This is a genomic window from Paenibacillus dendritiformis (genome assembly GCF_945605565.1).
GTDB lineage: Bacteria > Bacillota > Bacilli > Paenibacillales > Paenibacillaceae > Paenibacillus_B > Paenibacillus_B dendritiformis_A.
The window spans coordinates 36,540-48,823 of sequence record NZ_OX216966.1 but is presented as its reverse complement, the minus strand read 5'-3'; the positions used below and the strand labels follow the sequence as shown (position 1 = coordinate 48,823).

Here is a 12,284-nt window from a genome sequence, read left to right as displayed (position 1 = left end):
TCTCCCTGTCGTTAAGAAGCGGTTTGGTTGCTGTGTGCATTCTGTGCACGCACTATGGAGATCGACTTTTCAATCGAATTGCTGGAAGGTTATGCGGGGACTAACTGGTGCTAATTGTATTAGGTTGAACAGATTAATGCGTGAGCAGATTAACGATATTTAGATGGAGATAGTTATCGGTTAAGGCTGGATCGTAAGTAGAATAGTTTTTTAAATGCCTCATCACCTTTTCAGGATCATCCTTCCGACCGTATTTATCTATGATCAATGCTGCAGCGGCAGATGAAGTTCTTACAGGTGCCCGGTATCAGTTCGGAACGCTTCGGTCTCGAAATGCTTGTTGTGAGCTATTTCTATCAAATTGTAGAGAGAGTAGCCGCCTCTAGGAGCAGGATACTCTGTTGGAAAAAAGGAACTCTTTTTCGTATCGTCATGCGCACATCTCATTTTTTTGAATAGAATCAATTGCATAGGTAATAATATCTTCTTGGCGATAATCCATAATCTTGTAAAGCCATTTTTTTGAATGCTGTAAGAGCTTCTGTCGGTTGTCTGTTTGGTGTCCTTCAGCATAATGAATCATTGCTTCCGCCAGATAGCAAAAAGAACGGGTATAGGTATAATTAATATTTTTAAGCCGCTTTAGAGTGTCTTCATCAATGTCTGATTTAGATGCCCATAGTAATAAGCCGCGATAAAAATAAATCAGATTTTCCATAATCGGACCATCTCCTTTTGTAAGCTTACTGGTCAGTTGATCAATAATATGCAAGCTACGCTCATAATTAAGATTTTGCGTGTGGTAATGTATGATCATGATGCCTAGGTGATAGCTTTTGGAAAGCTGGGGTGTTTCATCAAGCTGCTGCTCGAAATCATTGACCGCTGAAGCAGTTAATGTAAATTTCGGATTCAGATGATGGTTCCACAAACGATAAGACTCCATATTTCGTCCACGAATCAGTTCTAATATTTTCCCACCATCTGTATAACTACTAAAAGGAAACGCTGTACCAATAAATATGGCCATATTCAGAATGATGAAATAACTCGTTGCATCCCATAACCAATCGTTGTCAATTGGCATTAATCTGACGAGGAAACCTATCAGAATGGCAAACAAATTAGCAAGCGGACCACCCAAATAAGCAGGAATCAGTTTTTTTTGCAGCACTTTATTTGATAAATGGTTCGAAGGGATATAGCTGCTTGCCATGCCACACATCATATATAAATCGGAGTTTAAAGCAACTCTGAATTGGGCCTGCTTGCCTGGCAAGAGCAGAATCGGACCTGCTGACATGAAATGAAGCTTTGATCCCACTACATAACCGGCAAAAACATGACCTAACTCGTGAATTGTAATACATGCAAAACCTAATACAGAACATGTAAAGACAAGAAAAAAGGTGTCTTCCTTCGTCCACAAAAAAAGAAAAAATAAAATAAGCGGATAAATGATAATAATCGTAAAAGGATGTAAGGAAAACTGCTTAACCTTTAACATATTTGTCTACAAGCTCCTCGTAAGATTGGCAATCAAAAAAGCCCTGATCCTTCCAATAACGATACTCAAAATGGTCACGTAGGTATCGGTAATACCAAATGTTGTTGTGAGCTCTTGTTGATTCTCAAGGAAAATTCATCAGCAAAATCTTTCTCGTCATCTCAAAAAGTAATAATCTAGCTTTGTTTGCTAGATTTAACCATAGTTTATCATGAAAAGATTACGTGTACAAATATGGCAAAACCTATGGCAAAACCGAAATCAGTGCTTGACAACCCGGATGGGTTACCGGCCAAAAGAACATCAGAGACACCCCTCATCTAGAGGAAAATGGAACCAATTGGCGGGACTTGTACGTAAATGTTAACAAGACCTTCATTTGTCACCATATGTTACTTGTTGTATAATAAAAGGAAGGCGCTTTCATTGGCCGATACAACTTTATATAGGAGGGATGTCCATGCCTATGCCGAAGTACGTTACCGACATCGAGAAGATCACGCAGATACCCGAGACGGAGAGGAAACGGCTGAAGCAAATCACGGAAAAGTTCGTATTTCGTGTAAATGACTATTATTTGAACCTCATTGATTGGAACGACCCCGATGACCCCATTCGGAAGCTAGTGATTCCGAACACGGGTGAACTGCAGGAGTACGGCCGTTGGGATGCCTCGGATGAGGACACCAACTATGTCGTCCCCGGCTGCCAGCACAAGTATGGCACCACCGCCTTGTTAATTGTGTCGGAAGTGTGCGGCGCCTATTGCCGATACTGCTTCCGCAAGCGACTCTTCCGCAACGATGTCAAAGAAGCAATGTCCGATGTCAATCCCGGCTTGGCCTATATTGCCGACCACCCCGAAATCAACAATGTCCTGTTAACCGGCGGGGATAGCCTCATCCTCGCGACACCGAAGCTTAGAATGATTCTGGAACGCCTTCGCGCCATCCCGCATGTGCAAATCATTCGCCTGGGATCCAAAATGCCCGTATTCAATCCGATGCGAATCTATGAAGACGAGGCACTGCTGGAGACGATTCGCGAATTCTCCTCGGCCGACAAGCGCATCTATGTGATGGCTCATATTAACCATCCGCGCGAGATTACGGCGGAAGCGAAGCGGGGCTTCGAAGCGCTCCATCAGGCCGGCGCCATCGTCGTCAATCAGACGCCCGTTCTTCGCGGCATCAATGACAATGCCGATGTGCTGGGCGAACTGCTCGACAAGCTGTCCTGGGCAGGCGTGACGCCTTATTATTTCTTCATCAACCGCCCGGTCGCGGGGAACAGTGAGTTCGTTCTTCCGCTGAAGGAAGTGTACCGCCTGGTAGAGGAAGCGAAGGCGAAGACATCCGGCTTAGGGAAGCGGGTTCGCCTCTCGATGAGCCACACGTCAGGGAAGATTGAGATTCTCGCAATCGAAGACGGCAAGGCATATCTGAAATACCATCAATCCCGCGACAACCATTATGGACGCTTCATGGTGCTGGATTGTCCGGACGACGCGGCGTGGTTCGATGATTTGCCAGGGAACGAACAGTTCTGGACGCCGCCGGTGAAGAAGACCGAGGACGTCGTGTCCGTCAATGCGCTGCCAGATATGCCGCAGCGTCGAACGAAGAGGGATGCGTAATGCAAAGTTCCGCCCTGTCGATTGTCCGACTCGTTAGTCCCGTTGACCGACCCCGGTTCCGGTGAACAACCTGGCCTGTCCAACTGTGGAAAGGCCACCAGCTTCGGACGACCGACTACAGGGAATGGCGGCGAACTGCAATGTATCGCCTTGCATCCGGATCCAACTTCATTCTTATGAAGAGGCGGCGCTCACCGCATGACGGTTGGGCGACCCATAAGAACATCATTCTGGACAGGGAACAGCCTTGGCCCCATTCGGCCAAGGCTGTAAACATGCCGCCCACACGTCCACAAGACGTCGGAGCGGGAATTCCCGCGGTACAGGCTCCAATTACGTATTCGGCTTGAAATCAGGCCCGTTGATTCCATCCTCCACAATCGGTTCCTTCTCTGTCTTCGGCTTTGCCGGAACGGTCCCGCTGCCGTTATTCACGGCGATCAGCGACGGCTGAGGCCGGTAGGTATCCATCGCAATGCGCTCGCGCTCCAGCTCTTTGCCTTCCACCATTTTAATGCGGTACGACTCGACTACATATCCTTTCTTGCCCTGCTGCAGCACCTGCTCCGTGCCTGCGGTCAGATTCGGATTTTTGACGTACTTTACTTGCGGATCGAGCACCTTGACGGTTTTCGTCTCCATTTTATAGGAGAGGTTCTTATCCATCGTGCCGAAAAATTTAATCGTCAAGCGCCCGTTTTCGGTCTCGGTCCGGATAAGGAGGTGCTTGCCGGTAGAGTTTTTGAACTTGAAATTGATATAGCCCTGGGAGAAGGTCGCGTCCAGCCCCAGAGGCAGGTATGAGACCGGCAGGGAATGATTGCGCCGTTCGACGATTTCGAGTCCTGTCCGGAGCACCGCATTGTAGAGCGTGCTTGAGACTTGGCAGATGCCGCCGCCGATGCCGGGCACCAATTTGCCGTTATAAATGACAGGAGCTTCCTTGAAGCCGTACTTCTTCTCTGTCTCCGCAATCACTTTGTCATAATCGAAAATATCGCCGGGTTTTAATATCATGTCGTCGATCGTTTTGGCGGCGGATACGACATTATGCGTGCGTCCGTCCTCGGATTTGACGAAGCCGGTCGAGAACTCGATAATTTTGCGCTCGATCCCTTCCGCCTTCAGGGAGGCGACCGTTACCGGCGGATCGGTCAGCACCAGAGGGGCTTCGATGCGGATGGCTCCTCCTTCATGCCAGACCGGAGGAATGGCTGCCCGGATCAACTGCTCCAGCTGCACCCGATCGACGCGGTAGACTTGCCGCTCCGGTGTATAGACGACCTGGTCATCCTTCGTAATCTCGCGCGAGGCATTGACCGGCTTCCCGAAGCTTGCCGTCTCCCAGCCTGGCGTAAACCGCTCCTTCCACACATCCGCTTTCCAATGAAACTGCAGCCCCCAATCCTTCTTGAAGCTTCTTCTTGCCATTATTCGCTCCCAGAGAGACCCTTCCTGCAAAGGCTTCAGCGCGGTCAAGAGCGGCTTCGCGTCATACGTGACCCCGAGCGCGGACAAGGTCGTCTTGACCGGAGCTACCCCGCTGGACCCGAAGGTGACCTCCACCGGCGTCGCTTCCAATTGCCGCAGGCGCTGATCCAGTTCCTCGCGAAAGGCAGCAAAGGACATCCCGCCCACTTCCCAGGAAGAGAGCCGGACCTCCGGCGGAATGCGGTCTTGCGAAGCATAGCTGTTCGCCCAGCCCCACAGGGCGGTAGCGGCCAGCAGCAGCGAAGCGGCGGCGATGAATAGCGCATGTATTTTTTTCAAACCAATTGCCTCCTGCGTGAAGAAAGTAAAAGATCAGTCTCTCTCACTATATGCGCGCGAAGAGGCAAACTTTACTTGGAAAGCGTGGGGACGGTTGCTGTGCCGTGAGCTATGCTTTTTCAGAAATTTAAATGTTCTTCCTAATGTTTTTTCGGCATGGGGAGAAGCAAAATCAAATTGATACTCATGGCCCAGTTCAGGATTCGTCCCATCAAATAATACAGTGTCCACTTCGACACCGTTCCGAGTGAGAACGGCGATCAGATCCGCAGAATGCGGCGCCAATGGATCGACGTCTCCCACAGTAAGAAAAACAGGCGGGTAATCCGGCGTGACATGGTGAACCGTGGACATCTCATCCAGCCGGGAGAACGTGGCGAAATCTTTGACTCCCGTATAGGACCAAAATACCGACTTCACTCCAAGCCGCAGGATAAAAGAGGACTGAGGCTGAGTCATTCTATCCATATTGTAAAGACCACAGTATAAAAGGGCTCCTTTGAGCTGTTTTTTATCGACAGAGGGTTGTATTCCCATCGAATTCGCCAGTTTATCATTCGTGATGACAGCCGCAGTTTGACTGGCGATTTGGGCTCCCGCCGAATCACCGCCAATAAATAGTCGGCTCATATCGCCGCCGTATTGCCCAATATGGTCCTGCAAATATTTCAGCGCTTGGTTGGCTTGAATGACGGGACCCGGATATTTTTGCCCCGGTGCAAGGGCGTAGTTGATATTGGCTACGACATACCCCGCATTGGCGAGCGCCATTCCGTACTCTTGCGTTTGCTCTTTATTGCCGGATACGAATCCACCTCCGTGTATCCACATAATGACGGGGAGTTCCTTGCCGGCATGCTTCGGATAGTAGATATCGAGGAGGCTGTTCTCCATACCGTGCTCATCATATAGAACATCCTTTACGACATGGACTTGCTTATTGATCGTCTCGATGTTGGTGGGCGACGCAAACGGCTTCCATTCGAAGAGCCGCTTAATGATCAGGGCGTTAAGAGAAGGCGTGAACTGACCGATGATATATATGAGCAATACAGGAATAACGAAGATAGCGACGATAACGGTACCAAGTATCCATCGCGATATTCGATGACGCGTTTTCTTTGTATTCATTCGAATCAACCATTCCTTTCTCGGTGTCGCTGCGTGCTTTGTTAGTTGATCCCGCTACTGCAAGTATGGAGATTGTAACATACGAAAGATGGTCAGGAAAAAGGGCCTTTCTCCTTGCGGGGTTGAACGATGGTCGAATCGACATTTTCCGCATGATGTACAAGGTCGCAACTCATACAGACCGGAAAAAGATGTTGAAATTCGATTGTTCTTAGAGGAATTGGCGTACAGGTGTCGAATATGTAGAGGCTAATCTTTTATAACGTAGGGTGTGATGATTTGATAGAAATGCAGGATGTGTGGAAGACGTACGCGGACGGATCGCATGCGTTGCGCGGAGTCTCTGTCCAGATTGACAAGGATGAGTTCGTCTATGTGGTTGGTCCTTCCGGAGCGGGGAAATCAACCTTTATGAAGCTGATATACAGAGAAGAAATCCCGACGAAAGGGCAGATTGTCGTCAGCGGATTCAATATCGGGAAGCTGAAGCAGCGCAAGATTCCGTTCGTGCGGCGCAATATCGGCGTCGTATTTCAGGATTTCCGCCTGCTTCCCAAGCTGACTGCCTATGAAAATGTAGCCTTCGCGATGGAAGTCATCGAGGCTCCGCCGAAGGTCATTAAGCGCCGGGTGCCGGAGGTGCTCGAGCTGGTCGGCTTGAAGCATAAGGCATCGAGTCTGCCTGCCCAATTGTCCGGCGGGGAGCAGCAGCGGATTGCGATCGCCCGGGCGATCGTGAACAATCCGTCGGTTATCGTGGCGGATGAGCCGACCGGCAACCTCGACCCCGAGAATTCCTGGGGCATTATGAAGCTGCTGGAGGAAATTAATTACCGCGGAACGACGATTGTCATGGCGACGCATAACAAGGACATCGTTAACGCCATGCGTCAGCGGGTTATCGCGATTGAGCACGGACATATCGTGCGGGATGAGGTTCGGGGGGAATACGGATATGACTTTTAATACGTTGGCCCGCCATCTGAGAGAAGGCAGCAAGAGCTTGTTCCGCAACGGATGGATGTCATTCGCCTCCGTAAGTTCGATCGTGATCTCTCTGTTCATTCTCGGTGTATTCATGGTATTGTCCATCAATGTCAATGCCATTACGAACAATATTGACAATCAAGTGCAGATTCGGGTCTTCCTTCAACTGGATGTGACGCCGGAGGAGACGAAGCTGCTGGAGACCGATATCGGCAATATGTCCGAAGTCAGCAAGGTCGTCTTCATCTCGAAGAAGGAAGGAATGAAGCTGCTGGAGCAGCAAATGGGCGAGGACGGCAAGGAACTGCTCGCCGGCTATAACGACGAGACCAATCCGCTGCCGGATTCCTTCACGGTCGATGTATACGAGCCGGATGATGTGCCGATGGTGGCCAAAAAAATCTCGATGCTGAACGAGACGAACAGCGCCAAGCCGATCTGGAAGGTGCAGTACGGCAAAGGCACCGTCGAGACACTGTTCAAAGTCACCTCGACTATCCGCAACTTTGGGTTGCTCGTTGTGGCCGGGCTGGCCGTGACGGCCATGTTCCTCATTTCCAATACGATTAAGGTGACAATTATGGCGCGTCAGCGCGAGATCGGCATCATGAAGCTGGTCGGCGCGACAAATTCCTTTATCCGCGGCCCGTTCTTCGTGGAAGGGGCTCTGCTCGGCATTATTGGCTCGGTGGTGACCATCGTGCTTCTATTCTACGGGTATCAGCAGCTGACCACGCATTTTGAGTTCGGACTGATGATTATTAAGCTGGTTCCCCTTAAAGATATTTGGCTGCTCGTAGGCGGAACGCTGCTCGGCCTCGGCGTCGTCATCGGCGTATGGGGAAGCACGATTTCGATACGGAAGTTCTTGAAGGTATAATCACTTTTTTCAAAAATAGACCCTCGACGCAGATGCACCAGATGACAGGTAAGGAGGAACCGTGTTGACTAAGCAAGGATGGAAGAAGAAATGGATTGCCCTGATAGCAGGGGGCGCTCTTCTAATGACACTCGTGCCGCCGACGGTTGGGGAAGCGTCGGAGCTGGATAAAGTGAATAAGCAGCTTCAAGATCTGCAGCGGCAGATGCAGGAAGCGGAACAGAAGCAGCAGGAGGCCGATGCGCAGAAAGCGCAAGCCGAGAAGCTGATTAAGAAGACGACCAAGGATCTGAATTACGTTGTCGGCGAGATCGAGAAGAAGACGAAGGAAATGCTCGACGTGACTCTCGAAATCGACAAGACGGAAGCAAATCTGGAGGAGGCGGCCCAGGATCTCGAGGACATCAAGCACCGGATCGCTGAACGGGAGAAGCTGCTCGATTCGCGCGTGCAGCTGATGTATACGAACGGCGCTGTCTCTTATATCGATGTCTTGTTCAGCGCCACAAGCTTCTCCGACTTCGTCGATCGGCTCGACTCGATGCAGACGATCGCTTCGCGGGACAAGGAAATATTGACCGAGCATAAGCGGGACAAGGAATTGGCCGTCGTCAAGAAGAAGGAGATCGAGACGGAGCTGAAGCGGGTCAAGCTGCTGTATGCGAAGCTGGATGAAGCGAAGAAGAACTTGCAGTTGAAGGAAAAAGAGAAGAAGGTTATGATCGCCAGCTATGAGCAGCAGGCGGAAGACAACCACGGCGTGAGCGAGGAGCAGGAGCGTCTCCTGATGGAATTCGCCAAGCAGCGCGCCGAGCTGATTCGCAAGAAGAATGAGCTGAATGCGCAGCGCCAGCAGCGCAAGACGGGCCAAACGTCGCGGAAAGTATATACGTACTCCGGCGGCAAACTCGGTCTGCCGCTGCAGGCTGACTACTACATTTCTTCGCCGTTCGGTTACCGCACGGATCCGATCACCGGCGCCAAAAGCGCGTTCCACAGCGGCATCGACATGGCGACCCCGGGCGGGACGCCGATCTATGCGGCCGAGGACGGAGCGGTTATCGTAGCCGAGTGGTATGGGGGATACGGCAATTGTGTTATAATTGATCACGGCAACGGGCTCTGGACGCTGTATGGCCATATTCGCCCGGGCGGCATCAAGGTTCAGAAGGGCGATACCGTCAAGCGTGGCGACAAGATCGCGGAAGTCGGCCAGACCGGCCGCGCGACGGGCAACCATCTTCATTTCGAAGTGCGGCTGAACGGCGAACAGGTGAATCCGGACGATTATCTCAAATAAAATGCACTGCAATGGCATATACTAGTAAAGACCTGAGCATGCGCATATGGACAAGACAAAGGCGGTGATTCAATGTCGTTCAAAGGACGGACGGTCGCCTTGCTTGTAGGGGCGGCAGTGCTGGCGAGCAGCGTGGTGACGCTGGCTGCGGTGGATTTGCCCAGTCTGGCCAGCGGAGGACAAGCAGCGGCCACAGGCAAAGGCCTGTCCCCGCAGGAGATGCAGAAGATCAATTCCGCTCTCGGCATTATTGAAAATAAGTATGTAACCCCGGTAGAACGCGAGAAGATTGTGAACGGGGCTGTACATGGCATGATCTCGGCACTTCAGGATCCTTACTCCTCTTATATGGAGGCGGAGGAAGCCGATCAATTCAATCACAGCATCGAAGGCGCCTTTACGGGCATCGGAGCGGAAGTGACGATGGAGAACGGCGAGGTCACGGTCGTGTCCCCGATTAAGGGCTCGCCTGCCGAGAAGGCGGGCGTGAAGCCGAAGGACGTGCTTCTCTCCGTCAACGGCGAGAGCCTGGCAGGCAAGACGTTGAATGAAGCCGTGGAAAAGATTCGCGGCCCGAAAGGCACCAAGGCGAAAATCGCGATCAAGCGCGCAGGACAGTCAGAGCCGATTGAACTGACGGTCGTCCGCGATGAAGTGGATTTCGAGACGGTCTATCCGAAGATGCTGGATGACAAAATCGGATATATTGAGGTGCGCCAATTCTCGATGAACACGTTCGACCGGTTCAAGGAAGAACTCGAGAAGCTGGAGAAGCAGGGCATGAAGGGGCTTGTCATCGACGTGCGCAGCAACCCGGGCGGGGTGCTCGATATTGTGCAGAAGATGACGGAGCAGTTCGTACCGAAGGGCAAGACGATCGTGCAGGTGGAGAACCGCAATAAGGAGCGCGACAAGTACAACTCCCAAGGAACCTCCACAGCCGTGAAGCCGTACCCGGTCGCGGTGCTGACCAATAAGGGCAGCGCGAGCGCTTCCGAGATTATGGCGAGCGCGTTGAAGGAATCCGCCGGAGCGAAGCTGGTCGGCGAGCATACCTTTGGCAAAGGAACGGTGCAGACGAGTTATGATTCGGGCGACGGCGGCCTGATCAAGATTACGATTGCGAAGTGGCTCACTCCGGATGGCAATTGGATTCATGAAAAAGGCATCGAACCGGATATTGTCGTTCATCAGCCGGAATATTACAGTGTCGCTCCGCTTCCCCGGGACAAAACGCTGAAGTTCGATATGAACGATGCGGACGTGAAAAATATGCAGCTTATTCTGGATGGTCTCGGTTATAAGCCGGGCCGTACGGACGGCTATTTCTCCAAGGAGACCGAAGCCGCGCTGAAGTCGTTCCAGAGCGCCGCCGGATTGAGCGCGACTGGCCAGGTGGACGCGAAGACGGCGGAGAAGCTGGAAGGCGACATTTTGAAGGCGATGCGTGATCCGAAGAATGATGCGCAATTGAAAAAAGCGGTAGAAACGGTGAAGCAGGAAATTCGCTAACCGCCGTCGAATAATGAAAGGAAGGTCGCAAGCTTGAACTTGCCGGCCTTCCTTTTTTCAGCTATACGGGAAAGTATGAGATTGTATCTATACGTGGCTTCGATTCCCCGCAGCAGCGTTGTCCTCGCTTGGAGAGGAACAGCGTCTCTGCTTGTGACATGGCAAGTCGCATATCTGAAAGGGGCGAATGAAGTGGACCTCCTTACGGAAATTGGCGTTCATTTGGCGGAAGCGCTGCTTCAGTGGCTGCTGTCGCCTTTTTATTGGGTATCCATTCTATTTATTGCACTCATCTATCGCAGGCAGATGCTGCTCGAGCGAAGGCTGTTCGCGGTGAAGATGCACAGCTGGATCGAGCATACGTGGCATGCCTGGCTGGGCGGGCTGCTGGCGGGTCTCGCCGTCTCGGCCGCGGCGATCGGCCTGGGCATCTCCTTCACGGCGGAAGTGATACTAGCGCTCTGGGCGGTTGCGCTGCTGCTCTTATTATTCCGCGTCCGGTTCTTATGTCTTGCATACTCGGGGGGCGTGCTCGCGCTGGCGCAGTTCGCGCTGAACGCGTTCGCCCTGGCCTGGGCGCCGGAAGGCTTCCTCGCGCCGTTCGTGGCCGCCATCCGGGAGATGGATGCGGCCGGGCTGCTCATCCTGGTGGCGCTGCTGCACGCGGCGGAAGCCTGGCTTATCCGCAAGCAGGCCGCACGCATGGCCGGCCCGTTGTTCATGGAGAGCAAGCGGGGCCGGATTGTCGGCGCCTACCAGATGCAGAGCCTGTGGCCGATTCCACTGCTGCTGCTCTTTCCGTCGGTGACGACGGGAACGCCGCTTCCATGGACGCCGCTCCTCGGCACGGGATGGGAGCAGGGCTGGACGCTGATCGCGTTCCCGGTCGTCATCGGCTTCTCCGAGCTGACGTTCACCCGTCTGCCGCAGGAGAAGGCCGCGGTAAGCGCCTCGCGCCTGTTCGCCTATGCGGCGATTCTGCTCGCGCTCGGGCTGGCGGCTTCCTGGTGGCGGCCGCTGGTCCCGCTGGCGGCGATCGCAGCGCTTGGGCTGCATGAAGCGCTCATCTGGTTCAGCCGCCGCGAGGAGAACGAGCGCAGCCCGGTCTTCACGCATGATCCGCTCGGGCTGCGTGTGCTGGCGGTGCTGCCGGGCAGTCCGGCGGAAGCGCTCGGCATTCGGATTGGCGAGGTCATCGCGAAGGCGAACGGCGTCCCGGTGCGCACGAAGGAGCAGCTGCATCAGGCGCTGCGCGCCAATGCGGCGTTCTGCAAGCTGGAGGTGTACAACCGGGACGGCGAGGTGCGCTTCCTGCAGCGCGCGCTCTATGCCGGCGAGCATCACCAGCTCGGCGTGCTGCTCGCGCCGGACGACCGCGTCGCCTTCGTCGCCGTGACGCGGCAGCCGTCGCTGTTCGCGCTGCTGAGGATGCCCTGGACGAAGCTGAAGACGATGTTGGGCCGTCCGGAACCGGCGGCGGAAGCAGAGCAGCCGGGCTTGGGTGCGGCGGACGCCCCGGAGACGAAGCCGGCCGATAGTTCCGCGACATAATGGAATAGAA

9 protein-coding genes are annotated in these 12,284 nt (G+C 53.0%); 6 read left to right on the top strand and 3 right to left on the bottom strand.

Annotated elements, in window-relative coordinates; translation table 11 throughout:
* Window positions 1–430: 430 nt before the first annotated feature.
* Window positions 431–1,507: a zinc metalloprotease gene (locus NNL35_RS00170; RefSeq protein ID WP_006674747.1), complete on the bottom strand. Its 1,077-nt coding sequence runs from the start codon at window positions 1,505–1,507 to the stop codon at window positions 431–433.
* 460 nt (window positions 1,508–1,967) lie between these two features.
* Between NNL35_RS00170 and NNL35_RS00165 the strand changes: the two genes are divergently transcribed.
* Window positions 1,968–3,143, top strand: a complete 1,176-nt coding sequence (locus tag NNL35_RS00165) for a KamA family radical SAM protein (protein WP_040729576.1) — start codon at window positions 1,968–1,970, stop codon at window positions 3,141–3,143.
* A 333-nt stretch (window positions 3,144–3,476) separates the two neighbouring features.
* Here the strand turns inward: NNL35_RS00165 and NNL35_RS00160 are convergent, their stop codons facing one another.
* Both NNL35_RS00160 and NNL35_RS00155 read right to left on the bottom strand, forming a co-directional pair.
* Window positions 3,477–4,913, bottom strand: coding sequence for a VanW family protein (locus NNL35_RS00160; RefSeq protein WP_006674745.1), 1,437 nt, complete (start codon window positions 4,911–4,913; stop codon window positions 3,477–3,479).
* A 33-nt stretch (window positions 4,914–4,946) separates the two neighbouring features.
* On the bottom strand, window positions 4,947–6,044 hold the full coding sequence (locus tag NNL35_RS00155) for an alpha/beta hydrolase (RefSeq protein WP_006674744.1): 1,098 nt from the start codon (window positions 6,042–6,044) through the stop codon (window positions 4,947–4,949).
* Between the two features lie 279 nt (window positions 6,045–6,323).
* Between NNL35_RS00155 and ftsE the strand changes: the two genes are divergently transcribed.
* From ftsE to NNL35_RS00130, 5 genes are all read left to right on the top strand, one after another.
* Window positions 6,324–7,010 carry a cell division ATP-binding protein FtsE gene (gene ftsE, locus NNL35_RS00150; protein WP_006674743.1) on the top strand — a complete coding sequence of 229 codons (687 nt, stop codon included), beginning with the start codon at window positions 6,324–6,326 and terminating at the stop codon, window positions 7,008–7,010.
* Window positions 7,000–7,911, top strand: a complete 912-nt coding sequence (ftsX, locus tag NNL35_RS00145; RefSeq protein ID WP_006674742.1) for a permease-like cell division protein FtsX — start codon at window positions 7,000–7,002, stop codon at window positions 7,909–7,911. The genes ftsE and ftsX overlap by 11 nt, the downstream gene beginning before the upstream one ends.
* A gap of 64 nt (window positions 7,912–7,975) precedes the next feature.
* Entirely contained in the window at window positions 7,976–9,211 is a 1,236-nt protein-coding gene (locus NNL35_RS00140) for a murein hydrolase activator EnvC family protein (protein WP_040729574.1), read from the top strand.
* A gap of 72 nt (window positions 9,212–9,283) precedes the next feature.
* On the top strand, window positions 9,284–10,723 hold the full coding sequence (locus NNL35_RS00135) for a S41 family peptidase (protein ID WP_006674740.1): 1,440 nt from the start codon (window positions 9,284–9,286) through the stop codon (window positions 10,721–10,723).
* Between the two features lie 192 nt (window positions 10,724–10,915).
* Complete coding sequence (locus NNL35_RS00130; protein WP_420832870.1) at window positions 10,916–12,274, top strand: PDZ domain-containing protein; 1,359 nt, start codon at window positions 10,916–10,918, stop codon at window positions 12,272–12,274.
* Window positions 12,275–12,284 lie beyond the last annotated feature (10 nt).